Genomic DNA, 22,910 nt, shown 5'->3' with positions numbered 1-22,910 from the left:
CCGGCCTGTCAGCCGATCAACATCCCGCACAAGGCGATCAGCGCGCTCAGCTCGACGAGAGCGCCGAGAACGTCGCCGTTCACGCCGTCGAACCGTCGGGAACAGTGCGCGGTGAATGCCCAGGCGAAGGCTGCGACCACCACGGCGGTGAACGCACCGGGGATGGGCGGTACCGGCTCGATGGCGAACCCGGCGACCACAGCCCCCATCACCCAGAACGGGATGGTCAGCCTTTGCGTGCCCGCGGTCAACGCACCGAACTTGGACTTCTCGGTGGCGTGCAACGTGATCCGGCATCCGATCACGGGGGCCACGCGACTGAGGAAGACCACGAAGACGATGGCGGCCCAGTTTCCCTGTTCGATGAGGGCGCCGTATCCGGTTGCCTGCGCACCCATCACCAGCACCAGCGTCGCCGCGCCGAACGGACCGGTGCTGCCACTGTGCATCACCTCGTGAACACGCTCGGGCGGACCGAAACAGCCGAGTCCGTCGGCGGTGTCGGCCAGCCCATCGAGGTGCATGCCCCGGGTCAGGACCGCCAACAACCCGACGATCAACAGACCGAGCATCAATACCGGTAAGTCGGTGAACGACAACCCGAACGCGGCTGTGGCGGCGATGCCGCCGAGGACCGCACCGACCAGGGGCGTGGACCCGATCACCGCGCCGCCCAAGGCGCGGTCGAACGGGCCCGGTGGTTCCGCCACAGGCAGGATGGTCAACCAGGACAGCGCGGTCTGGGGACCGCGCAGCGCGCGGCGAAGGCTCATCGACCGGCGCGCGTGGGTTCCGGTGCGCCGGTGACCTGGGCTTCGGCGAAGGTGGCCATGGAGGCGAGTGTGGCCACCGCAGACTGCACCACCGGGAGAGCGGTCAAAGCGCCACTGCCTTCGCCGAGGCGCATCGAGAGGTCCAGGAGCGGCTCGAGATCGAGCTGCTTGAGCGCGATGCTGTGAGCCGGTTCGGCGGATCGATGCCCGGCCAACCACCACTCGCGGGCGCCGGGCGCCATGTCATTGGCAACCAGCGCAGCGGCTGTTACCACAAGACCGTCGAGGATGACCGGTGTGCGCCGTAACGCAGCCTGGGCCAGGAACCCCGCCATCGCGGTGATCTCCGCGCCGGCCACGGTGCGCAGCAACTCGAGGGGAACCCTGCCGTGGGGGCGCGCACGACGCATCCCGTCGCGCACCGCCGCAGTCTTGCGGATCCAGCCGTTGTCGTCGATGCCGGTTCCGCGGCCGACCACCACAACGGGCTCGTTGTCCGTCAGAAGACCGACGAGAATCGTTGCGGGAGTGGTGTTGCCGATACCCATCTCGCCAGCGATCAGCAGATCGGCGCCACTGTCGATCTCTTGGTCGGCGATGGCCCGCCCGGCGGCGAGGGCGGCGCGGGTCTGCTCGGTGGTCAGTGCGTCTTCGATGGTCAGGTCACCCGAGCTGCGCCGTACCTTGAACCGGCTGATGGCTTCGGGGGTCTCGGCGTCGACCGCGAGATCCTCGACTCTGACCTTTGCACCGTGCAGTCTGGCCAGCACGTTCACCGCGGCTCCACCCGCGGTGAAGTTGGCGACCATCTGTGCCGTCACCTCAGGTGGGTACGCCGACACCCCAGCGCGGGCGACCCCGTGGTCGCCGGCGAACACAACAACAGTCGGCTGCCCGAAAGGCGATGGGGGACAGACCCCCTGGCATGAAGCGACCCACACTGCGATCTCTTCGAGCCGACCCAGCGAGCCGGTGGGCTTGGTCAGTTCGCCCTGTCGTGCCCTGGCCGCAATGGCGGCATCACGGTCGGGTGCGGCGATGAAGTCGAATTGCTCGGGGAGTTCGAACTCCGATGCGGCGCCGAGGCCGGCGTGCTGCCCGGAATCGTCGGACCCCTCGGTCTGTGAGGTTGCCGACGTGGCGTCGATGTCATCGGCTGTCGATGCCTGGGCCGGGGCGGGCGCCGCGCTGACAGCGCCGGTGGCAGCCGGCTGAGGGTCGCCGATCTCGAGGACCTTGCCCGCGACGACCAGGACCGTCCGGTCACACGTTGCCGCCACGGCGTTGTTGAGAAGCCCCAGCTGATCCTGAAACAGCCGTCCCGCCGGCGTGGGCGCCACCAGGGACAGGCCCACCTCGGGACTGATGATGACCAGGTCCCCGGTGAATTCGGCTACCGCAGAGACGAATTCGGCAATCTTGTCGGAGAGGTCGAAGTTGTCGTCGTCCCAGCCGCCCACATCGTCGATCTGTCTGCTGACCCACCCGCCGAGATCGTCGACAAGAGTCGCCACGTCCGGGTCGGAGCGAAGTCGACCGGCGACGTCGGCGGACTCCACCGTCTGCCAACCGACCGGCCGTCGTGACCGGTGCGCGGCGATCCGCTGTGACCACTGTGGGTCGCCAGTCGCCGGATCGGCCGCGGTGGCGATGTATCGGACGCCGGTTGCCGGGAGCAGTCCCTCGCCGAAAGCTGATTTACCTGAACGAATTCCACCAAGGATCAGAGTGCGCATCGTCGCTCAGACCGCGTCACCCGGCTTGACCCTCGGTTTTGGTGCCCGCATGAACCGCAGCTGCATAGCGCGGCTGAATCCGTACCAGCCGAGCTTGAATCCGCCGTCTTCGGTGCTCGGGAACCGCTCGCGGACGCGATTGTTCAAAATCCGTCCCAGCAACACTCCGTCGATTACCAGGAAGACCACAAAGACCAGCATGAGCAGCGTGGCGTACACCGCGATGGCCGGCACGAACATGACGATGATCAGCAGGATGGCGAAGGGCATGAACATCCCGGCGAAGTTCCGGCGGGAGTCGACGATGTCGCGGGCGTAACGACGCACCTCGCCCTTGTCGCGCGGCATCAGATACCGCTCGTCGCCTTCCATCATCTTCTGACGCTGATCGGCGCGCTGCTGACGCCGAGCGTCGGCCTGGTCCTTTTTCTCGGCCTTGGTCAGGGTGACGTTCGACCCCTTGAGTTCTTTCTTCCGTGCCCGTGCCTCGGCGCGGGTCAGCGGGGCCGGGCTGACCGGTCCGCGTCGCTTGCCCTGGGCGTCACGCCGCTTGGGAGTCGGGCGACCTTTGCCCTCGGTGTACCTGCGACTGCCCGCAGTTTCTTCCACCGTTGTCTGACCGGGGGTCGTGTCGACGGTGTCGCCTTCGACGTCGTCCTTCTTCCAGGGCAATTTCACCCCGTCAGATTATCTCCCCGGCGGCAGTTCTGATCCCCGGGTGGTGCAGGACTCCCCGCCGGCCGGGGCGGCCGGCGTCTTCGCTGCGCTGCCGGAGCTGCTTTGTCGTTCCTATACTCCCTCCATGAAGGCTTTGATCGCCCCGGACTCCTTCGGTGACACCCTCACAGCGGTCGCGGCCGCCCAGGCCATCGCGGCCGGGTGGAAGCTCGGACGTCCCGGCGACGAGTTGATATCGGTGCCGCAATCCGACGGCGGACCAGGATTCGTCGATGTCCTGGCCAGCCGCTTCGGCGATCGCCGCAGCCAGACGGTGGCAGGTCCACTCGGAGCGTCGGTTCGGGCCGACTGGCTGCTGGATCGTCGGGGGGACCGTGCGACCGCCTACGTCGAATGTGCGCAGGCCTGCGGGCTGCACCAGTTGGGAGGCGGCCCCACTCCGCGGACCGCGCTGTCCGCGGACACATTCGGGGTCGGCCAGCTGGTGGCCGCCGCGGTGGCCGCCGGCGCCACCGAGATCGTTGTGGGTCTGGGCGGCAGCGCGAGTACCGACGGCGGTCGCGGTCTGATCGACGCGCTCGGTGGTCTCGACGGCGCCGCACATTTGCTGAGGTCGGTCACGTTGGTGGCTGCCTCGGATGTCGAGAACCCGCTGCTCGGCCCAGGTGGCGCGGCACATGTGTTCGGGCCACAGAAGGGCGCCGACCCACAGACCGTCTCCTTGTTGGAGGAAGGCATGGCCGAATGGGCCACGTCACTCAATGGTCTCGCCGGCCGCGACATCACCGAGGATGCAGGCGCAGGTGCGGCCGGGGGACTGGGCGCCGCGCTGATCGCGCTCGGGGCCACGAGGGTGTCCGGGGCGACCGTGATCGCCGAGGCGACCGGACAACAGCAACTCATCGACGACGTGGACCTGGTGATCACCGGCGAGGGGCGGTGTGACGAACAAACCCTCAAGGGCAAGGTCGTCGCGGCGCTCACCACCGCCGCGCGTCGGCGAGGTATCCCGACCGTTGTGCTGGCAGGCCAGGTGACGCTCACCCCCGCGCAGATCGCCGAGGCGGGTATCGCCAGGGCTGACTCGATCGTCGACATCGCAGGTTCGGTGCAGCTCGCGATGGATGACGCCGACAACCAGCTGCGCCGACTCGCGCGGCACGTCGCCGAGGAGTGGTGACCGGCGCTTTCGCCCGCCCGCGTGACGCGGGAATAGGTGGGACAGGAGTACGGTTATAGGCGTTGGAAGTTCGCATCCGATACCTGGCAACTGTGCCGATCGCACGCCTACGCCCCGCACACTGAGGAGAATCCATGACCGCATCGAATGAGACCGCTGTGCAGACCGAGACCGAAGCGCCTGCCCACGGTGTGATTCTGACCGATGCCGCTGCCGCGAAGGCCAAGGCCCTGCGCGAGCAGGAAGGTCGCGAAGAGCTCATGCTGCGCATCGCGGTTCAGCCCGGTGGCTGCGCGGGCCTGCGCTACCAGCTCTACTTCGACGACCGCAACCTCGATGGCGACCTGGTTGTCGAGTTCGACGGCGTCGGACTGGCCGTCGACCGGATGAGCGCGCCGTACGTCATGGGCGCGAGCATCGACTTCGTCGACACCATCGAGAAGCAGGGCTTCACCATCGACAACCCGAACGCGACCGGCAGCTGCGCCTGCGGCGACTCGTTCAACTGACGCCCAGCCCCGACGGGGCACTGGCTCTCGGCAACGGCCGCATCCGATCACTCGGATGCGGCCGTTGTCCTGTCCAGGCATATGTCATGCCGGCCCGGCTGGAGGCGCCCGCCCATACTTTCGACGGATTCGGGGTATGCCCTGCTTCGTCTGTGGGCGTATGTAGCGTTAGCCCCATCACCGGGTGAACAGAAAGGCTCGTTTTCGTGGCCATTGCCATTTGTGGATCGATCGCAACAGATCATTTGATGCGTTTTCAGGGGAAGTTCTCCGAGCAGCTGCTTTCCGAACATCTTGACCACATCTCTCTCAGCTTTCTGGTCGAGGAACTCATCATCCGGCGCGGCGGTGTCGCCGGAAACATCTCGTATGCGATGGGTGTCCTGGGTGGTTCGCCGTTGCTCGTGGGGTCGGTGGGCAGCGACTTCGACGACTACCGCAAGTTCCTGGAGGACAACGGTGTGGACACGCGTGGTGTTCGCGTCTCGGAGACAGCCCACACGGCACGCTTCATGTGCACCACCGACGATGAGATGGCCCAGTTGGCCAGTTTCTACGCCGGAGCGATGAGTGAATCCCGCCAGATCTCGCTCGCCCGGCTCGCCGAGGAGTTCGGCAAGCCCGAGCTGGTCCTGATCGGCGCCGATGATCCCGAGGGGATGATCGTGCACAGTCAGGAATGTCGTGAGCTGGGCATACCGTTTGCCGCCGACCCCTCGCAGCAACTCGCGCGACTCGACGGCGAACAAGTACGCGAACTCATCGACGGGGCCACCTACCTGTTCACCAACGAGTACGAGTGGGGCCTGCTACGTCAGAAGGCCGGTCTCAGTGATGCCCAGGTCGCCGAGATGGTCGGCTTGCGTGTCACCACGCTGGGCAGCGGCGGCGCCGAGATCGTCGAGGCCGACGGAACACGTACCCATGTGCCGGTGGTGCCCGAAACCGAGAAGGTCGATCCGACCGGTGTCGGAGACGGCTTCCGGGCCGGATTCCTCGTCGGCAACGCAGCGGGTCTGAGTCATGAGCGCAGCGCCCAGCTCGGCTCGATGGTCGCCGTTCTGGTGCTGGAAACCATTGCGCCGCAAGACTGGACGTGGAACCGCGAATCAGCGTTGGCACGCATTGCGGGCGCGTACGGAGACGAGGCCGCAGCCGAGATCGGAGCGGTCATCACGGCGTGAGATGACCGCCCCGGCCTACGCCGAGGCTAGAGCTTGACGGGGTAGCGGTGATCTTCGATCTGGGGCGTGATGGTGCCCTCGACGAAGATCCCGTGCCACACCATGAAGATCAGCACCGTCCAGAGTCGTCGACTGTTGTCGACCACTCCGGCGCGATGCTCGGTCAGCATCTGCCGCACCGCGTCCTTGTTGAAGATGTGCTCGGTCTGAGACTTCTCGACGGTCTGCTGAGCCCAGTCGTAGAGTTCGGTCCCGGCCAGCCAGTGACGCAGCGGAACGGGGAACCCCAGCTTCTTGCGGTGCAGGACGTGCGCCGGGACTATCTGCTCGAGGGCCTTCCGCAACGCGTATTTGGTGGTGCCGTGCGAGATCTTCTCGTCGAAGGGCAGGGCCTCGGCGACCCGCATCACCTCGGGGTCGAGGAAGGGAACCCGCAACTCGAGCGAGTTCGCCATGGTGATCTTGTCGGCCTTCACCAGGATGTCGCCGCGAAGCCAGGTGAACAGGTCGAGATGCTGCATCCGCGCCACCGGGTCCCACCCCTGCGAGGTTGCGTAGATCGGAGCTGTCACATCGGTGTGGGTCCAGTCCGGCCGGAAGTCCTTCAGGACAGCGCGTAGCCGGGCGTCGTCGAAGCTGCGCGCGTTCCCGTAGTACCGCTCTTCGAGCGACATCGAGCCGCGATGCAGCAGGCTCTTACCGCGTGTGCCCTCTGGTATGCGGTCCGACAACCGGCCCGCTGCCACTCGCAGTCCTCGGGGTAGCCGCTCGAAAGGCTTGAGCGACAACGGTTCCTTGTAGATCGTGTACCCGCCGAAGAGTTCGTCGGCACCTTCTCCGGACAGGACCACCTTGACGTGCTTACGTGCTTCCTTCGCCACGAAATACAGCGGCACCAGAGCCGGGTCGGCAACGGGGTCGTCGAGGTACCACACGATCTCCGGGATCGCGGCGGCGAACTCGGCAGGTCCGACGACCTTGACGACGTGCCGAGCGCCGATGGCCGCGGCCGATTCGGCTGCCACGTCCACCTCCGAGTAGCCCTCGCGCTCGAACCCGGTCGTGAACGTGATCAGGTCCGGGTTGTGTCTGATCGCCAGCGCCGCGATGGCCGTCGAGTCGATGCCTCCGGAGAGGAACGAACCCACCGTGACGTCGGCACGCATGTGTTTGGCGACCGAATCCTCGAGCGCTGCGGCGATCTCGTCGTATCGCTTCTGTTGGGTGTCCGGGGTGAACGGGCGAACCTTGAACTGGGGTGTGAAGTACCGGCGCACCTGCGGTCGTTGTCCGGGCTTGATGGTGGCGTAGCTGCCGGACTCGAGGCGACGGATGCCCGCGTGCAGGGTTTCTGGTTCCGGTACGTACTGCAGCACCGTGTAGTGCTGGACTGCGCGGGGGTCGAGACCGTCCGCGACGCCGATCCGGTCGAGAAGTTCGAGGAGGCTCTTCTTCTCGCTGCCGAAGACTGTTCCGCCCGAGCCCGTCGCGATGAAGAGCGGCTTGATGCCGAAGGGGTCGCGGGCGATGAACATCGACCGCTCCTCGGTGTCCCAGATCGCGAAGGCGAACATGCCACGCAGCCGGGCGACCGCGTCAGGACCCCAGTGATGGAAGGCAGCGACGATGGCCTCGCCGTCACCCTGGGTGCGAAACTCTGCACCCTCGTCCCGGCTCAGCTGTTCACGAAGCTCGAGGTAGTTGTAGATCTCGCCGTTGAAGACCAACGCGTACCGCTCCGGATTGTCCGTGGGACCCCAGCGCAGCGGCTGATGCGAGTGCTCGATGTCGATGAACGCGAGACGGTTGAACCCAAAGGCGACATCCGCGTCGTGCCACGTTCCACCCGGCTCGTCAGGCCCACGGTGGCGCATGCAGTGCGACGCCGCGGCCACCAATTCGGCAGACTCTCCCGCAGACGCGTCGCTGGACAACAGACCTAGCAGACCACACACGAAAAAGCCTCAATTCGTCCTCCGGACAGCACTTCGAACATGCCCGAGTATGCCGCAACAACGGCCACCCCCGCCCGCCCGGCCCATGCCCGTCCTCGGCATTCCGGGCGTCGGTGACACGAACCCAAACCCCGATACGAATGTTGCGGGCGGTTGGTCTACGCTGCGTAGTACACGAGCTACCAATCGTGGGTGGCGGTGTGGCTGTTTGCAGTCTGGGCAGGGTAGGAAGGCGTGAAATTGGCACACGGTGGGCGACCTCCGGCATCGACTAAGCGTCAGCACCGCGGACGTCGAATCAAGCAGATCAGCGCGACCCTGTTCTTGGGTGTCGGCGCGATGATGCTGTCGAGCTGCAGCGCTGAAGAAGTGATGCGGTTCGGCTGGCCAGAGGGCATCACGCCCGAGGCCGAAAGCATGCGTCACCTTTGGACCTGGTCGGTGATCGCTGCCCTCGTCATGGGAATCATCGTGTGGGCGCTGACCTTCTGGACCGTCACCTTCCACCGCAAGAAGCCCGGTGGCGACGAGTTCCCGCGTCAGACCGCATACAACGTGCCGCTCGAGTTGACCTATACGGCCATCCCGTTCGTGATCATCGCGGTGCTCTTCTACTTCACGATCATCGTGCAGAACGATGTCGAGGCGAAGAAGTCCGATCCAGATGTGGTCGTGAACGTCACTGCCTTCCAGTGGAACTGGAAGTTCGGCTACCGCACGGTGCAGCTGGAAGACGGCTCCCGCTACGACGGCACCCGCGAGAACCCATACGAGAACCAGCGGGCCGAGCTGGAAGAGCACGCCGGCGAGAAGGCCGAGCAGGCCGGCCACAACGAACAGAACGCAATCGACGCGGAGCGCAACAACATCCGCGAGTACCTCATGTACGACAAGATCGAGACCACCGGTAACTCCGAAGAGATCCCGGTCTTGGTCTTGCCGACCGGCAAGCGCATCGAGTTCGAGATCGCTTCGAACGATGTTGTCCACTCGTTCTGGGTCCCCGAGTTCCTGTTCAAGCGCGACGTGTTCCCCTTCCCGGAGGAGAACCACACCGACAACCGCTTCCAGGTCAGCTCGATCGACCGCGAAGGCGCCTTCGTCGGGCGTTGTGCCGAGATGTGCGGTACGTACCACTCGATGATGAACTTCGAGGTGCGTGCCGTCAGTCCCGAGGAGTTCGACCGCTACATCAAGTTCCGCGAATCGAACCCCAACGCCACCAACGCCCAGGCACTCGAATCGATCGGTGAGCCCGCCACAGCGCTGACCACCAAGCCTTTCGACACCCGCCGCGGCACCCAGACGGCCTCGAACTAGTACCCAGGAGCCACGAGATGAGAATTGAAGCGCGCCTCTTCGAGGTACTCACCGGGTTCTTCTTCCTGGTCGCCATCGCCTACGGGCTGGCCAGTGGGTTGTCCAGCAAGAACGTCGAGTGGGTCGGTGTCACCGGTCTGGTCATGACCGGCGGCCTGACCATGATCATCGGAACGTACTTCCGATTCGTCGCTCGCCGCGTGGACATCCGCCCCGAGGACTACGAAGACGCCGAGGTGTCCGACGGTTCAGGCGAATTGGGTTTCTTCAGCCCCGGCAGCTGGTGGCCTGTGGTGATCGCGCTCGGCGCCGCAGTGCTCGCCGTGGCCATGGCAACAAGCAACTTCTGGTTTGTGGGTTTCGCAGCCGCATGCATCATCGGTGCAGTCGCCGGCCTGGTGTTCGAGTACCACACCGGGCAAGAAAAGCACTGACCAGCAGAACAACATCGATCCTTCTTTGCACTCAGCTCCTGGGATGTCCGTAGAGATACGGCACACCTGGGAGCTGAGTGCTTTGCAGCGCCGTCACCTGCGTGAGCTCTTCGACCGCGCTTTCGACGGTGAGTTCGCAGACACCGACTACGACCACGCCCTCGGCGGCCTGCACGTCACGGTCGCGTCCGACGGCGGCGACGTGGTAGCCCATGCGGCAGTGGTGGCCAGATCCATGGTCGTCGACGAAGAACACTCCGCGTCGGGTATGTGGAAGCGGTTGCAGTCGACCCCACACGGCAACGACAGGGTCTCGGCCACCAGGTGATGGAAGCGTGCGAGCGAATAGTCCTCGACGCCTACGACTTCGGGGCGCTCAGCGCCAGCGCGGCAGGCGAAGCCCTCTATCGTGCACGAGGCTGGCGCCCTTGGGAAGGCGAACTCGGGGCGCTGACGCCAGACGGCTCGATCACGACGCCTGACGACCGTGGAGGCGTTCACGTCTTCGGTGAAATCGGACGGCCCGATGGTCGTCTGCTGTGCGACTGGCGCTCCGGCGACCTCTGGTGATCCTGCTGGCCCTGTAGCGCCGCCGCCTATCTGCCTGCTCGTGTGTTCCGTGTCGGGCGTCTCCGGGGCCAGATCGTCTTTTGACCGGCCGCGGTGCGCGCGCCGTGGCTCAGTCTTTCCCGTCGTTGTCGAGACGCTCCGGAGGCGTCCTTCTGTTCACACCGGCCGCGAGCATGAAGGTGGGGTAGGGGAGAGGTGCCTCGTCTGAGGAACCTCCCTCACACTAAGAACCCGGGCACAAAAAATCCGGGTCCCCGTGATGGGGACCCGGATCTCTTGTGGTGTTGCAGATCAGTCGGTGAACGGGCTTCCGCCACGAGCCTGAAGAGCGCGCAGGGCGTCCTTCTCGACGTGGTGGGCTTCGCTGTCGAGCTCGATCTGACGCTGTTGCTCTTCCGGCGGGTCAGCCACCAGGAGCGAACCGCTACCGGGGTGTCCGGCCGAGCCCAGCTTGTTCATCCGCTTGGGTAGCGCTGCGCCCTCGTACGGCATCGGAAGCGGATGACCGTGATCATCGAGAGGTCCGAGCGGCTGGTGCAGCTCGATGTACTCACCATGCGGGAGACGCTTGATGATTCCGGTCTCGATGCCGTGCTCAAGCACGAAGCGGTCACTGCGCTGCAGGGCCAGGGCCCAACGGTAAGCGATGTAGTACGCGAGCGGCGGCACGATGATCAGACCGATGCGTCCCATCCACGTGGTCGCGTTGAGCGATATGTGGAACTTGTACGCGATGATGTCGTTCATGCACGACACGGTGAGCACGATGTAGAAGGCGAGTGCCATCGCGCCGATACCTGTACGAACCGGGGTGTCGCGAGGCCGCTGTAGCAGGTTGTGGTGAGCATCGTCGCCGGTGAGGCGCTTCTCTATCCACGGATAGGCGAACATCACGGTGATGATGATCCCGATGACAACAACCACCCAGAAGATCGCTGGGATCGTGTACGCGTTTCCAAAGTAGACCTCCCACGCCGGCATCAGGCGGGCAAGTCCGTCGGTCCACATCATGTAGATGTCGGGCTGCGAACCGGCGGACACGTGCGCCGGGTTGTATGGCCCGAGCACCCACACCGGGTTGATCTGGAAGATGCCGGAGATGATCGCGAGGAAGCCGAAGGTGACCGCGAACAGCGCACCGGCCTTCGCCGCGAAGACCGGGAGGATGCGGACGCCGACAACGTTCTGTTCGGTACGGCCGGGGCCGGGGAACTGAGTGTGCTTCTGGTACCAGACCAGTGCGAGGTGTGCACCGATCAGGGCCAGGATGATCCCTGGGAAAAGCAGCACGTGCAGTATGTAGAGCCGCGGAATGATGATGTCGCCCGGGAACTGACCGCCGAACAAGGCCCAGTGGATCCAGGTACCGACAAGCGGTATTCCGAGGACGATGCCCGACATGGCAGCGCGGACGCCGGTGCCCGAGAGCAGGTCGTCGGGGAGTGAGTATCCGAAGAAGCCCTCGAACATCGCCAGGAGCAGAAGCATGCAGCCGATGACCCAGTTGGCCTCACGTGGCCGGCGGAACGCACCGGTGAAGAAGATGCGGGCCATGTGGATGATGATCGACGCCGCGAACAGCAGTGCTGCCCAGTGGTGGAGCTGTCGGACGAACAGACCGCCGCGAACCTCGAACGAGATGTCAAGCGTGGTGGCGTACGCCTTGGTCATCATCACGCCGTTGAGCGGTTCGTAGGCGCCGTTGTAGACGACCTCGCTCATCGACGGATCGAAGAAGAACGTCAGGTACACACCCGAGATCAGCAGGATCACAAAGCTGTAGAGCGCGATCTCGCCGAGCAGGAAGGACCAGTGGGTGGGGAAGACCTTGTTGATCTGCCGACGGAGACCGGGAGCCAGGTGATACCGGCTGTCGACCTCTTCTGCGCGTTGCGCGAGTTTGCTCATGGTCTGTCCTTCCCCTGGCCGCGTTCCCAGAACGCCGGCCCGACGGGTTCGATGAAGTCGCCGGCCGCCACCAGATAACCCTGTTCATTCACAGTAATGGGCAACTGCGCGAGCGCGCGAGCAGCTGGACCGAAGATCGGCTTGGCGAACTCGAGGGCATCGAACTGGGACTGGTGACACGGGCAGAGGATTCGGTTGGTCTGCTGCTCGAAGAGCGATGCCGGGCAACCGAGGTGCGAGCAGACCTTCGTGTAAGCGAAGTAGTCGCCGTAGTTGAAACTTTCCTGGTTCTTGCGCTTGATGGCCCGGGCCGCATCGTTGGGACGCAGGCGGATCAACATCACGGGGTTGTCCACCGCGCGCAGTCCCTCGAGAAGCTTGTGCCGAGATTCTTCCGTCTCTCCGACGCCATCGGAGACCCGCCATGGGAAGACCGTCTCCATGCCGCCGGCATCAAGATCTTCGGGCCGGACGAGGACAACCTGGTGTGGGTTGCCGGTGTCGCGACGCAGGAAGACCGTCTCGTTGGGGGTTTCGGGCGAGTTGTGGATCGGCGACCACCCGGTGTTCCAGAGCGGGGAGTCCTTGCCCTCGGCCCACGGGTTCTTGATGATTCCACCGACCAGGGCGACGAGGCCGGTGACCGCGAAGGTTCCGAGGCCGAAGAGTCCGGCCCCGATGATCATCTTCCGACGACCGATCGTGGACGACGTCATGGTGTTGCCGAGCATGGCGGCAGCAGTCTTCTTGTCGACCTCGGTGGAGCCGCCGTCGTGGCGGTCCTGGACCGAGATCTCTTCGGGGATGAACTTCTTGGTGAACTGGATGGCGCCCACTCCGATGGAGAGGATCGACAATCCGAAGGTCACGCCCAGGAGGGGAGTGTTGAAGATGTACTGCCAGTAGTGGTCGCCACCGGGCATCACGAATTCCCAGTGGTTGAAGATGAAGATCACGAAGCAGGCCACTGCTGACAGGCCGGCCAGCAGGAACCAGAACGCGACCGACCGCTCCGCGCGCTTCTCCGCCTTGCTGCCGGGCTCGGGAAACCGTTCCCGACGGTGGATGATCTCGACACCATCGAGATTGGTTCCGAGCTTGACCAGCTGGTCGTTGCTCATCCCGTCGAGCTCGTCCTGGGTGGGGACAGATTTGTGTTGATCGCTCATGTGCGTGATCCCATCCACATCGCGGCGGCGACGATAGCCACTACGCCGACAGCCCACATCGCCATTCCCTCGGAGACCGGTCCGAAGCCGCCCAGGGCGTACCCGCCCGGTGCTTCGGGGCGCGTCGCGTACTTGACGTAGCCGATGATGTCCCGCTTTTCCTCGTCGGTGAGCTGACGGTCCGAGAACTTGGGCATGTTCTGCGGTCCGGTCAACATCGCCGTGTAGATCTGTTGCTCATTGGCCGGGTCGAGGACCGGCGCGAACTTGCCCGACGACAGTGCGCCGCCGCGACCGGTGAAGTTGTGGCACGACGCGCAATTCAGCCGGAACAGCTCGCTACCGCGGCCGATGTTCTCGCCGCGCAACTGCTCCTGCTCGACAACCGGGTAGCCGTCCTCGAAGATGACGTTTCCGTTGGCGTCCTTGGCGTACACGACCTGCGGGCCGCCGCCGACCGACTGGATGTAGGCGCCGAGTTGGTCGATCTGGGCCTGGGTGAACTTGGCCGGCTTGCGCTGGATCTGAGCCTCACCACGGACCGCGGGCATACGCCCGGACGAGACCTGGAAGTACACCGACGCATCGCCGACGCCGACCAGTGACGGTCCGCGGTCGAGCACACCTTCGAGGTTGGCGCCGTGGCACGTGATGCAGGACGTCTCGTAGAGCTTGCGGCCATCCTGGATCAGCGCCGCACTCGACTCGCTGTCCGCCTTGGCGACCTGCGGGTCCGGGGTGATCGCGGTGGCCAGGCCTCCGGCGACCACAAGACCCGCGAGCAACAGCAGGATGCCGGACGCGCGACGTCGCAACTTGCGGCGTGCTTTGGCCTTTTTCGCGTCGATCCTGCCTGCGCCCTCGCTCAGGGCGCCCTCAACCGAATCCCCGGGTGAGGTGGGTGGGGGAGATGAACTCATCTGTGTCTCTCTGCTAAGCGGACTGACTCTGCCTGGGCGAAAGTGTGGTGCGCGTTACCGGATGAAGTAAATGGTCGCGAACAGGGCAATCCAGACGATGTCGACGAAGTGCCAGTAGTAGGACACGACGATCGCGGCGGTTGCCTGAGCCGGGGTGAACTTGCTCAACCGCGTGCGGATCAGCAAGAAGACAAAGGCGACGAGACCGCCGATGACGTGCAGGCCGTGGAACCCGGTGGTGATGTAGAACACCGAGCCGTAGGCGCTCGACGACAACGTCGTGCCCTCGTGAACCAGGTGGTAGTACTCGTACGCCTGACCGGCGACGAAGATCGCGCCCATGATCAGCGTGATCGTGTACCACCGGCGAAGGCCGAAGACGTCGCCACGCTCGGCGGCGAAGACACCTAGCTGGCATGTCACCGACGACAGGATCAACACGGTGGTCACCGGGATCGCCAACGTCAGGTTGAGCTCGGTGGGCTCCATCGGCCAGTTGCCGTAGTTTCCGGCTCGCGCGACGAAGTACATCGCGAACAATCCGGCAAAGAACATCAGCTCGCTCGAAAGCCACACAATCGTGCCGACGCTGACCATGTTGGGTCGGTTCAGCGAGTGCACGCGCTGGGTGATAGCTGATCCTGTGGGTGCTGCAGCGCTAGTCACCCCAGAAGTATGACGGTTCGTAGTAAGCGCTGACTACTTGGGTCCAGAATTTTTTCCGGCGGGTCGCGCCGACCCAGGTAGACGCCTGCATCTGCCCTGTTCCCGGCGTGTCCGAGAGCTGGAAATCACACACCTGGGAGGCTGGTGGGGTGCCTCGCGACGTGAACGGGAACCCGGTCGAAGTGTCCTGGTGGAAACGATGGTCCGGTCGGCTCGCCGGTGGCCGAAAGGCCAACGGGGAGTTGTCTGCCGACGATCCTTCTCTCGTGGTGACAGCCGAGAGTTTCGACGACGCGGAGGCGGCGTCGGCGGTGCTCGCCGATTCCGGTTGGCGCGAGCACGAACAGTCGGTTCTGCGGCACCTGCTGGTGCTGCCGTCCGGGGCCGTCCCAAGGGCGCTGGAGCTCGCGGCCCAGGACCACTACGGGCCCGTTCCGGTTCCGCCGGGGACCGGTGTCGAGGCCGCCGGCGGCAACGAGGTGGTGGCACTGGCTCGCGTGCAGCTGATCGATGCCCTGCACGTGTCCCAGGAACGCTCCCGGATGGCCGGTCTGGCCCAGCGGCACGGCGGCTCTGCAGTGGGCTGGCAGGTACTGCAACCGCCGACGAATCGGGTTGCGGGCGGTGGCTAGGCTGCCCCTGTGACCCACTCGAACGTTCCGGCCCGTACGTGGCCGCAGATTCTCGGTGTTCTGGCCGATGGCCACGACCTGGATCCCGACGGTGCCGAGTGGGCGATGAACGAGATCATGACCGACAACTCGACCCCCGCGCAGATCGCCGCTTTCGGGGTGGCGATGAAGCTCAAGGGCCCCACACCCGGGGAATTGCTGGGCCTGGCAACGGGGATGCTCGCCCACTCCACTGTGGTGCCCACAACAGGCGATTGCGTCGACATCGTGGGAACCGGTGGTGACCGGTCGAACACGGTGAACATCTCGACGATGGCATCGGTCGTGGTGGCCGCAGCCGGTGTGCCGGTGGTCAAACACGGCAATCGCGCGGCGTCGTCGAAGAGCGGTGGCGCCGATGTCCTGGAGGCTCTGGGCGTCAAGATCGCGCTGAGCGCCGACGGCGTCGCCACCTGTGTCGGCCAGGCGGGCATCGCCTTCTGTTTCGCCCCCGTGTTTCATCCCGCGTTGCGGTTCGCGGCGGCCCCCCGCAAGGAGATCGGCATACCGACGGTCTTCAATGTGCTTGGCCCCCTGACCAATCCGGCACAGCCGACCAGCGGTCTTGTCGGGTGTGCCTTTGCCGATCTCGCGCCGGTACTCGCCCAGACATTCGCTGATCGTGGTCATTCTGTACTCGTCGTCCGCGGCGACGACGGCCTCGACGAACTGACCACGACGACGACGTCAACCGTGTGGCAGGTCGTCGACGGTGCCGTGCACAAACAGACTGTGGACCCCACGACCATCGGTCTGGCCCGGGTCGAGCTGGAAGCACTTCGAGGCGGCGACGCGGACCACAACGCGCAGGTCGCGCGGGACTTGTTCGCCGGAGCGACGGGGCCGGTACGCGACGCCGTGGTGCTCAATGCTGCCGGCGCGCTGGCTGCCTACCGCCGCGACCGCGGCGCGGATCTGCACGAACAGCTGCGCACGCAGATCGGCGTGGCTGCCGACGCAATCGACTCCGGCGCGGCCGCGACCCTGCTCGACAACTGGGTGCGCGTGAGCAACGCCCTATGACGCACCCTCGATAGGGGTTGTCCGTCGGGCTCCCCGGTAGGCCACCGATCAGGGCGGCCGACGGGTGTTCCCTCGCTACTCGCCGATGGAGAAGCCGGCGTCGACGTCGGCGCTGGAGTAGCTCTTGAAGGCGATGTGGGTGGCGGTGTGCTTCACACCCGGCAGCCGACTGATCGCGGCGGTGACGACGTCGGCGATCTCCGCGTGGTCCCGGACTCGGATCTTCGCGATCAGGTCGACGTCACCGGCACACGAGTACACCTCTGTGACGCCTGAGATGTCGGCCACAGCCTGGGCGGTCTCCGGGATCTGATGGACATCGGTCTGGATCAAGACGATGGCGGTAATCATTGACTCAGCCTAGGTCGCCCTCGGGTGTGATGGTGCGACGCGCCGTACCCACCTTGTCGCGCCAGTGGACGTGCCGGCCGCCACCGTGCCGCGGCAAGCTGAACCCGCTGGTGGCACAGACGATTCGCACACCTGGTCCGGTGAGCCACCGGTACACCAACGCGACTTCCTCGTGGGGCGCGCCGTACAGCGGTCCCGGTTCGGGGAGCACTGTCTCCGCACCGGCCGCGAGCGCGGCGACCACGGGCATCGGAGGAACGCCCCGCGCGGCGACCCCGGCGCTTGCGAGGCGGCCGTGCCTGATCACCGCCAGATCCCATCCGCCGCGTCCATCGGGTGCGGCGGCGACCATTTCCGAGATGCGGGCCAGCGCAGCCAACCTCTGACACCGTTCCAGGTGGGCGATGAGGTGGTCGAGGCGATCGCGCAACCGCGCGGCGTTCTCGAAGAGCTCGGCACGGGCGAGCGACTCGAGTTTGTCCAGAGCCAGCTGAACAGGGAGGTCGGTTCGGCCACTGAACAGCTCGGCGACGGTTCGGGCTCGGGGGAGATATGCCTCGACGGCAAGTGGTTCGGTGGTGGCCGCGTGGCAGCCGCCGACCACGCGCCGCCCGCCCGGGCCCACCTCGCACACATGAAGTGCAGTGGCCCGTAGTGCGGTACGGCACGTGCGCAGGCCGCATGTGTCGGCGATGAGGTCTGCGACGTCATAGGCGATGGCGCGGGAACGAAAGGGGCCGAACGAGGTCGCGGTCGGGCTGCGGCTGATCTTCAAGCGCGGGAACGCCTCCTCGGTGAGGCATATCCACCAGCCGAGATGCGGGAATTTCGAACGGCGGTTGTAGGGCGGCGCGTAGGCGCCGAGGAGGCGCAGTTCGCGCACCCCGGCCTCGATCCGGTGGGCACACTGGACGTGGTCGACGCGCGTCGCCAGTTCGACCATCTCGCGTATCCGGGTGCGGTTCTCCGAACCGGTGAAATAGCTGCGGACCCGCCTGCGCAGGTCGGTTGCGGTGCCCACGTACAAGACCTCGTCAGAGGGGCCCCGGAACATATAGACACCGGGTTCCGACGGCAGGTGGTCTGCCAGGCCCCTCTTGTTCCGCGTGGCACGGGAGACCCCGGGCAGGAAGTCGCGGAGGTCGCCGAAGGTGTGGATGCCGAGATTGCCGACCCGTTCGAAGAGCCGGTGCATCACCTCGACGGTTGCGCGGGCGTCGTCGAGCGCTCGGTGGGTCGGGCGGGTCTGGACGGCGAAGAGGTCGGCGAGAGCCGAGAGTTTGACAGTCGGTGCCTCGTCTCTGGTCAGAACTCGACGGGCCAGCTTCACGGTGCACAGCACCCGGCGGAACGGCCACGGGTGGCCGAGCTCGGTGGCAGCGGCGCGCAGGAAGCCGGTGTCGAACCGGGCGTTGTGCGCCACGATCACCGAGTCGCGGGCGAATTCGAGGAAGGCCGGGAGCACCTGGTCGATCGTGGGGGCCTGGTAGACCATCGCTTCGGTGATGCCGGTGAGGCGAACGATGTGTGGGGGGATGCCGCACTGTGGATCCACGAGAGTCGCGAAGTCGCCCAGCACCTCGCCGCCCCGGACCTTCACGGCGCCGATCTCGGTGATCCGGTCGCCCATCGGGCTGCCCCCGGTGGTCTCGAGGTCCACCACCACGAATGTGGTCTCCCGCAGCGGGACGTCGTCGGGGTGGTCCAGTACGGGATCGTCGAAACACAGCTGAGTCCCAGCAGCCTCACCAACAACACTCACACCGCGAACATTAGTTCGATCCACCGACATCGCCGCGGTGGCGCAGTGCGAGATGGCTTGTCAGACCGTGGAGTTAGCGTTCGGCCATCGGGGTCGAATCAGAGGGCTCCGGACGTCAGGGAGAACCCTGAGAACCCTGAGAAAAGGCCCCCTAAACCGAATGAGACGGAGATCACAATGCTCATAGACTGCAACACCTGCCCAGGCCGTCGGGTCGCCTGCGACGACTGCATGATGACCGTTTTCCTGGGTCCCGTAGGTGTCCCCAACAGCGCAAACGACGAAGTTCGCTGTGATGAATTCGTTATTGACCACCAGGCGCGCATCGATGACGCCATTGCGGTGTTCCATGCTGCGGGCATGATCGGCAAGTCTGACCGTCACGGTCAGGACGTGGCAGTCAACGCAGGTAACAGGGTTTTTGTTCCCGGATCTGGCGGTCATCTGCGAGCTGGATGACCCGACACGCCGGTCGGTCTCCTGTCGGTCCCCTAGTGGACACGGACCATCACGGTTTCGTAACCTTTCTGAGACCTTGCGAAAGCGTCCACTCCAACCGGAGCGGATCGTAGGGTCGCCGCTCAATCACCGTCCTGGTGAACCGGGGAACCACTGATGCGAATGCGAGTTCACATCCGGGGTGAATCCCATTGAACCCTGAGGTCTTCAGACTTCTGGGTTCACCGGGTAGGGCCATCTTCCGGCCCGAATCCGACAGCTAACCCGGTAGGCGGATAGGGAAGAAACAGGAGACATCGCTTCGTGGCGAAACATCGTTTGCAACAGCCGAACCGGGGCATCAAGAGCGCCCGGGGCGCACTGATCGCCGGATCGATCACTCTCGGCACCATGGGAATGGCCGCAGCGCCGGCCATGGCTGCTCCGATCACCGTCCCCGGTGTCGGAACCTTCGAGATCCCGGGCCTGGCCGAAAACCAGATCCCCAATGAGTTCAAATCCCCCAACATCCTGCCGCAGGCAGCGCAGCCGGTCCGGCCCGCAGGCCAGATCGCCGCTGATGCCGCAGTGAGCAAGATCGGTTCGCCGTATGTCTACGGCGCAGCCGGCCCCAGCGCATTCGACTGCTCGGGTCTCGTCTACTGGTCGCACCAGCAGGCCGGTCAGACCATTCCCCGGGACAGCTACGGCCAGCTCGGCGGTGGCACTCACGTCGACGCTGCGAACATCCAGCCCGGCGATGTCGTGATCTACAGCGGTGGCGGCCACGCAGGCATCTACGTCGGTGGCGGCCAGGTCGTCCACTCTTCGACCGAGGGCGTGCCCGTCGGTCGGATGGGTCTCAACGACCAGTCGATCGTCGACATCCGTCGCTACTGATCTGCACAACTGAACACGACCATTGGGCGGGGCCGCACTCGAGCGGCACCCGCCCAATGGCTTCCGAACACCCGGTTGCAGACAGTCTGGCCGTCCGCGCTCGGTGGGGGGAAGGCCTGTGTAGCCTGGCCGGGTTGGTCAGTGCAGCGGGATCGGTCGAACAAGACGTACCGAGTGGGCAGCTGATCTGTTCGGTACACACAGAGGTAGAAGGGCTCGGGTTGGCCCGCGTGAAGTGTTGAGGAGTTTCATCGTCGTGGTGCGCAAGCGTTATGCCGCCGTCATGCAGACCGTGATCGCGGCTGTGGTGTTGGCGTTGGCGGTTGCACTGGGCGCAGGTGCGCCGGCCGGGGCCGAGCCGGGACCGCAGAGCCCGGATGACATGCTCACCGAATACACGCAGCTGGGCCGCGAGGCCGAGCAGGCCACCGAGGCCATTCACAACACCACGATCGAACTGAACAACCAGCGCGGCGCTGTCACGGCGGCGAACGAGGCCGCGTCGGCGGCCGAGCGCACCCTTGCCGAGCAGGAGAAGCAGGCCGAGAGCCTGCAGGGCGCAGTTGATGCACTGGTCAACGCCAGTTACCGGGGCGCGCGGGTCAACCGTCTCTACGCCGTCCTCGTCAGTGACTCGCCGCAATCGTTGCTCGACCAGATGTCCGGACTCGAGATGATCTCGCGTCAGACCGTTGCCGACGTGAAGACGTTCAAAATCGCCAACGACAAAGCGCTGGAAGCGCAAAAGGTGGCGCAGGACGCGAAGACGAAGGCCGAGCAGGCAGTCGCCGCCGCCGAGAAGACCAGCGCAGACCTGCAGGCCAAGCAGAGTGAACGAATCTTCAAGGCCACCGAGATCAGGGCGATGTACGAGTCGTTGACCGGCAAGCAGCTCGCTGCGCTGGCCGGGCCCAAGATCGAGTTCGACGCCTCGATGTTGCCCGCCGGGACGGCCCCCGAGGTCATCGCTGTTCGTGCTGCGCTCACCCGGATCGGCGATCCCTACGTGTGGGGCGCCACCGGGCCGGATCAATTCGATTGTTCCGGGCTGATGGTGTGGGCGTACAAACAAGCAGGGAAGATGCTGCCGCGGTCCAGCCAGGCGCAACTGGCGGGCGGCACCCCGGTGGAGCGAGATGCTCTGCGGCCCGGCGATCTGATCATCTACTACCCCGACGCCACCCACGTGGGCATGTACATCGGTAACGGCTACGTGGTGCACGCCTCGACATTCGGTGTCCCGGTCAAGGTCGCTCCGATCGACGGAGCCGGCCCGTACAACTCGGCCCGTCGATACTGAAGTCACCGGACCGCCAGTGACTTCCGAGCGCGAGTCCCCAGAGCGCGAGGACCTCGACGCCGCACCGGCAGCGGATGCCACGTCCGAGCGCCGGAATCCGCTGCGCCGGAAGTGGTTGTGGGTCCTGATCGCCGTGGTGCTGGTGGCCGTTGTCGGCATCGTCGCGACAGTGCTGGTGAGGCCGTCGGACTCGGACACCGATCCACCTGCTGCAACTCAGTCCGCGCGTCCGCAGAATCCGTACGAACAGTCACGGTCGCTGGGGGTCACCCTGACCTTGCAGGCCTACACCGATGCCCTGCGCGAGGGGGATGCCGAGTCGGCTCTGGCGCAGTTGGATGCCTCGGCGACCACTGCCTTGCGTGAGCGGACGGGTGCATCGGCAGCGGGTCTGCCGGCCTTGCCGCTCAGTGCTTTCGACTTCCGATTGTCGGCGAGCCGCGAGTTCGAGCGTCTTGTCCCCGCCGAACTCCAGGAGCGTCTCGACGCGCAGGGGAGCAGCGACTCCTGGGTGGCCCCCGTGCAGTTGCGATACGGCTACGAGGGGATCGACTCGATCCCGGTTGTGCTCGACCTCCCCATGGTGATGGCCCAGTACCCGGAGGCTGGAAGATGGTCGCCGATGCAGGGCCGCTGTTTGGGCAGCCCGCGCCTGCGGGTCAGGTGTGGGAGTTCCCCTCGCCGTCGGCGACGCCCGTCGCCACCGCGCCGGGAGAGTCCTTGGTGTTGACCAACGGTTCCGACACCGGCTTCACCGCCCGCCTGAAGGAACTGCTGCCGGCCGCCGCCGGAGCAGTCACGCAGTTCTGGGGCACCAAGTGGCCGCAGGCGCGGGGATCATCGCTGCCCCCACCGACGACGAGTTCCGGTCACTCACCGGTGCTGCGACCGCCGACGCCCAGGCTGCCGCGGCCGTCTCGATCTTCACCGGAGTCGATCCCGCTGGACCGACCGCCCTGGGACAACGTGTGGTCTTCAGTCCTCAAGCAGCGCAACTCGATCCGAACGCACTCGCGGCGGTGCTCCGGCATGAGCTGTTCCACGTCGCCGCTCGCACCGTCACCGCTCAGGCGGCCCCGGTCTGGGTGACCGAAGGGGTGGCCGAGTATGTCGGCCGCCGAGGGACGTACACCCGCCTCGCCGACGCCGCCCCGACCCTGGCCGGGCAGGTCGCAGCCGGTGAGGTGCCTGCGGACCTTCCCAGCGATGCGAACTTCTCTCCGGGCAGTCCCGACGCGGCGTTGTCCTACCAGTCCGCATGGTCTGTGGCGGCCTTCATCGCGGACAAGTTCGGCGAGGACAAACTCAAACGTTTTTATGTGGCGTTGGCCGGCGCTGATCAGCCGACCGACCCTCAGCTGGTGGTCAAGTCCCAGGACACCGCATCGAACATCGTTCTGGGGATCTCGCGCGAGGAACTCGTCGATCAGTGGCGTGGCTGGCTCACTGCGTCACCCTGATCG

The 22,910-nt window shown here is 65.4% G+C and carries 24 protein-coding genes and 1 riboswitch; of the genes, 14 read left to right on the top strand and 10 right to left on the bottom strand.

Annotated elements, in window-relative coordinates; genetic code table 11:
- Positions 1–8: 8 nt before the first annotated feature.
- From W823_RS31385 to W823_RS31375, 3 genes are read right to left on the bottom strand one after another with little or no spacing between them, the layout of a single operon-like run.
- Complete coding sequence (locus W823_RS31385) at positions 9–773, bottom strand: adenosylcobinamide-GDP ribazoletransferase (protein WP_023953783.1); 765 nt, start codon at positions 771–773, stop codon at positions 9–11.
- Positions 770–2,509 (bottom strand): nicotinate-nucleotide--dimethylbenzimidazole phosphoribosyltransferase, encoded by a 1,740-nt coding sequence (gene cobT, locus W823_RS31380; protein WP_023953781.1) that lies wholly within the window; start codon positions 2,507–2,509, stop codon positions 770–772. The genes W823_RS31385 and cobT overlap by 4 nt, the downstream gene beginning before the upstream one ends.
- Before the next feature lie 6 nt (positions 2,510–2,515).
- Positions 2,516–3,187 (bottom strand): DUF3043 domain-containing protein, encoded by a 672-nt coding sequence (locus W823_RS31375; RefSeq protein ID WP_023953779.1) that lies wholly within the window; start codon positions 3,185–3,187, stop codon positions 2,516–2,518.
- Between the two features lie 124 nt (positions 3,188–3,311).
- Between W823_RS31375 and W823_RS31370 the strand changes: the two genes are divergently transcribed.
- From W823_RS31370 to W823_RS31360, 3 genes are all read left to right on the top strand, one after another.
- Positions 3,312–4,367: a glycerate kinase gene (locus W823_RS31370; protein ID WP_031331016.1), complete on the top strand. Its 1,056-nt coding sequence runs from the start codon at positions 3,312–3,314 to the stop codon at positions 4,365–4,367.
- Positions 4,368–4,501: 134 nt separating this feature from the next.
- Positions 4,502–4,876, top strand: a complete 375-nt coding sequence (locus W823_RS31365) for an iron-sulfur cluster assembly accessory protein (protein ID WP_023953775.1) — start codon at positions 4,502–4,504, stop codon at positions 4,874–4,876.
- Between the two features lie 206 nt (positions 4,877–5,082).
- On the top strand, positions 5,083–6,060 hold the full coding sequence (locus W823_RS31360) for a carbohydrate kinase family protein (RefSeq protein ID WP_200866330.1): 978 nt from the start codon (positions 5,083–5,085) through the stop codon (positions 6,058–6,060).
- Positions 6,061–6,086: 26 nt separating this feature from the next.
- Here the strand turns inward: W823_RS31360 and asnB are convergent, their stop codons facing one another.
- Complete coding sequence (gene asnB / locus W823_RS31355) at positions 6,087–8,015, bottom strand: asparagine synthase (glutamine-hydrolyzing) (protein ID WP_023953771.1); 1,929 nt, start codon at positions 8,013–8,015, stop codon at positions 6,087–6,089.
- A gap of 297 nt (positions 8,016–8,312) precedes the next feature.
- Between asnB and W823_RS31350 the strand changes: the two genes are divergently transcribed.
- The 4 genes from W823_RS31350 to W823_RS58290 are packed head-to-tail and all read left to right on the top strand — an operon-like array spanning position 8,313 to position 10,339.
- Complete coding sequence (locus W823_RS31350) at positions 8,313–9,335, top strand: cytochrome c oxidase subunit II (protein WP_369792554.1); 1,023 nt, start codon at positions 8,313–8,315, stop codon at positions 9,333–9,335.
- Positions 9,336–9,352: 17 nt separating this feature from the next.
- On the top strand, positions 9,353–9,769 hold the full coding sequence (locus W823_RS31345) for a cytochrome c oxidase subunit 4 (RefSeq protein WP_023953767.1): 417 nt from the start codon (positions 9,353–9,355) through the stop codon (positions 9,767–9,769).
- A gap of 43 nt (positions 9,770–9,812) precedes the next feature.
- Positions 9,813–10,097 carry a hypothetical protein gene (locus tag W823_RS58295; protein WP_200866329.1) on the top strand — a complete coding sequence of 95 codons (285 nt, stop codon included), beginning with the start codon at positions 9,813–9,815 and terminating at the stop codon, positions 10,095–10,097.
- Positions 10,040–10,339 (top strand): GNAT family N-acetyltransferase, encoded by a 300-nt coding sequence (locus tag W823_RS58290; protein ID WP_235189326.1) that lies wholly within the window; start codon positions 10,040–10,042, stop codon positions 10,337–10,339. Before W823_RS58295 ends, W823_RS58290 begins: the two co-directional genes overlap by 58 nt.
- A gap of 291 nt (positions 10,340–10,630) precedes the next feature.
- Here the strand turns inward: W823_RS58290 and W823_RS31335 are convergent, their stop codons facing one another.
- From W823_RS31335 to W823_RS0127330, 4 genes are read right to left on the bottom strand one after another with little or no spacing between them, the layout of a single operon-like run.
- Complete coding sequence (locus W823_RS31335; protein ID WP_023953765.1) at positions 10,631–12,247, bottom strand: cytochrome bc complex cytochrome b subunit; 1,617 nt, start codon at positions 12,245–12,247, stop codon at positions 10,631–10,633.
- Positions 12,244–13,416 (bottom strand): ubiquinol-cytochrome c reductase iron-sulfur subunit, encoded by a 1,173-nt coding sequence (locus tag W823_RS31330; protein ID WP_023953763.1) that lies wholly within the window; start codon positions 13,414–13,416, stop codon positions 12,244–12,246. The genes W823_RS31335 and W823_RS31330 overlap by 4 nt, the downstream gene beginning before the upstream one ends.
- The gene (locus W823_RS31325; protein ID WP_023953761.1) at positions 13,413–14,336 is read right to left on the bottom strand and encodes a c-type cytochrome; all 924 of its coding nucleotides are present in this window, start codon (positions 14,334–14,336) and stop codon (positions 13,413–13,415) included. Before W823_RS31325 ends, W823_RS31330 begins: the two co-directional genes overlap by 4 nt.
- A 54-nt stretch (positions 14,337–14,390) precedes the next feature.
- Positions 14,391–14,933: a heme-copper oxidase subunit III gene (locus W823_RS0127330; protein WP_197037988.1), complete on the bottom strand. Its 543-nt coding sequence runs from the start codon at positions 14,931–14,933 to the stop codon at positions 14,391–14,393.
- Between the two features lie 218 nt (positions 14,934–15,151).
- Between W823_RS0127330 and W823_RS31320 the strand changes: the two genes are divergently transcribed.
- Both W823_RS31320 and trpD read left to right on the top strand, forming a co-directional pair.
- On the top strand, positions 15,152–15,634 hold the full coding sequence (locus W823_RS31320; RefSeq protein ID WP_023953759.1) for a hypothetical protein: 483 nt from the start codon (positions 15,152–15,154) through the stop codon (positions 15,632–15,634).
- Positions 15,635–15,643: 9 nt separating this feature from the next.
- Positions 15,644–16,696, top strand: coding sequence for an anthranilate phosphoribosyltransferase (gene trpD, locus W823_RS31315; RefSeq protein WP_023953757.1), 1,053 nt, complete (start codon positions 15,644–15,646; stop codon positions 16,694–16,696).
- Between the two features lie 75 nt (positions 16,697–16,771).
- On the opposite strand, the gene W823_RS31310 is transcribed toward trpD, so the two are convergent.
- Together W823_RS31310 and W823_RS31305 are read right to left on the bottom strand one after the other, a co-directional pair.
- A complete protein-coding gene (locus tag W823_RS31310; RefSeq protein WP_023953755.1) occupies positions 16,772–17,047 on the bottom strand; it encodes an Lrp/AsnC family transcriptional regulator in 276 nt (91 codons plus the stop codon).
- A gap of 4 nt (positions 17,048–17,051) precedes the next feature.
- Positions 17,052–18,839, bottom strand: a complete 1,788-nt coding sequence (locus W823_RS31305; RefSeq protein ID WP_051406293.1) for a DEDD exonuclease domain-containing protein — start codon at positions 18,837–18,839, stop codon at positions 17,052–17,054.
- A gap of 204 nt (positions 18,840–19,043) precedes the next feature.
- Here W823_RS31305 and W823_RS31300 point away from each other — a divergent pair, with 204 nt between their 5' ends.
- The 5 genes from W823_RS31300 to W823_RS56140 all read left to right on the top strand — a co-directional run bounded on the left by W823_RS31300 (position 19,044) and on the right by W823_RS56140 (position 22,907).
- Positions 19,044–19,268: a hypothetical protein gene (locus W823_RS31300; protein ID WP_152537944.1), complete on the top strand. Its 225-nt coding sequence runs from the start codon at positions 19,044–19,046 to the stop codon at positions 19,266–19,268.
- A 109-nt stretch (positions 19,269–19,377) separates the two neighbouring features.
- A riboswitch (cyclic di-AMP (ydaO/yuaA leader) is annotated at positions 19,378–19,557 on the top strand.
- 14 nt (positions 19,558–19,571) lie between these two features.
- The gene (locus tag W823_RS31295) at positions 19,572–20,147 is read left to right on the top strand and encodes a C40 family peptidase (protein WP_023953749.1); all 576 of its coding nucleotides are present in this window, start codon (positions 19,572–19,574) and stop codon (positions 20,145–20,147) included.
- 256 nt (positions 20,148–20,403) lie between these two features.
- The gene (locus W823_RS31290) at positions 20,404–21,447 is read left to right on the top strand and encodes a C40 family peptidase (RefSeq protein WP_235189325.1); all 1,044 of its coding nucleotides are present in this window, start codon (positions 20,404–20,406) and stop codon (positions 21,445–21,447) included.
- Between the two features lie 16 nt (positions 21,448–21,463).
- Entirely contained in the window at positions 21,464–22,177 is a 714-nt protein-coding gene (locus W823_RS56145; RefSeq protein WP_051406292.1) for a hypothetical protein, read from the top strand.
- Between the two features lie 88 nt (positions 22,178–22,265).
- Positions 22,266–22,907 carry a hypothetical protein gene (locus W823_RS56140; RefSeq protein WP_051406291.1) on the top strand — a complete coding sequence of 214 codons (642 nt, stop codon included), beginning with the start codon at positions 22,266–22,268 and terminating at the stop codon, positions 22,905–22,907.
- Positions 22,908–22,910: the final 3 nt, after the last annotated feature.

Source organism: Williamsia sp. D3, from assembly GCF_000506245.1.
In the GTDB taxonomy this organism is placed as follows: Bacteria; Actinomycetota; Actinomycetes; order Mycobacteriales; family Mycobacteriaceae; genus Williamsia; species Williamsia muralis.
Note: the sequence above shows the minus strand (reverse complement) of the source record. Positions and strands in the feature narration are given on the sequence as shown.

Excerpts from the sequence above, each read along its gene's own strand:
- W823_RS31385 (WP_023953783.1), bottom strand. The coding sequence starts at position 773 with ATGAGCCTTCGCCGCGCGCTGCGCGGTCCCCAGACCGCGCTGTCCTGG.
- cobT (WP_023953781.1), bottom strand. The coding sequence starts at position 2,509 with ATGCGCACTCTGATCCTTGGTGGAATTCGTTCAGGTAAATCAGCTTTC.
- W823_RS31370 (WP_031331016.1), top strand. The coding sequence starts at position 3,312 with ATGAAGGCTTTGATCGCCCCGGACTCCTTCGGTGACACCCTCACAGCG.
- W823_RS31365 (WP_023953775.1), top strand. The coding sequence starts at position 4,502 with ATGACCGCATCGAATGAGACCGCTGTGCAGACCGAGACCGAAGCGCCT.
- W823_RS31345 (WP_023953767.1), top strand. The coding sequence starts at position 9,353 with ATGAGAATTGAAGCGCGCCTCTTCGAGGTACTCACCGGGTTCTTCTTC.
- W823_RS58295 (WP_200866329.1), top strand. The coding sequence starts at position 9,813 with ATGTCCGTAGAGATACGGCACACCTGGGAGCTGAGTGCTTTGCAGCGC.
- W823_RS31335 (WP_023953765.1), bottom strand. The coding sequence starts at position 12,247 with ATGAGCAAACTCGCGCAACGCGCAGAAGAGGTCGACAGCCGGTATCAC.
- W823_RS31330 (WP_023953763.1), bottom strand. The coding sequence starts at position 13,416 with ATGAGCGATCAACACAAATCTGTCCCCACCCAGGACGAGCTCGACGGG.
- W823_RS31325 (WP_023953761.1), bottom strand. The coding sequence starts at position 14,336 with ATGAGTTCATCTCCCCCACCCACCTCACCCGGGGATTCGGTTGAGGGC.
- W823_RS0127330 (WP_197037988.1), bottom strand. The coding sequence starts at position 14,933 with ATGGTCAGCGTCGGCACGATTGTGTGGCTTTCGAGCGAGCTGATGTTC.
- W823_RS31310 (WP_023953755.1), bottom strand. The coding sequence starts at position 17,047 with ATGATTACCGCCATCGTCTTGATCCAGACCGATGTCCATCAGATCCCG.
- W823_RS31305 (WP_051406293.1), bottom strand. The coding sequence starts at position 18,839 with ATGTCGGTGGATCGAACTAATGTTCGCGGTGTGAGTGTTGTTGGTGAG.
- W823_RS31300 (WP_152537944.1), top strand. The coding sequence starts at position 19,044 with ATGACCGTTTTCCTGGGTCCCGTAGGTGTCCCCAACAGCGCAAACGAC.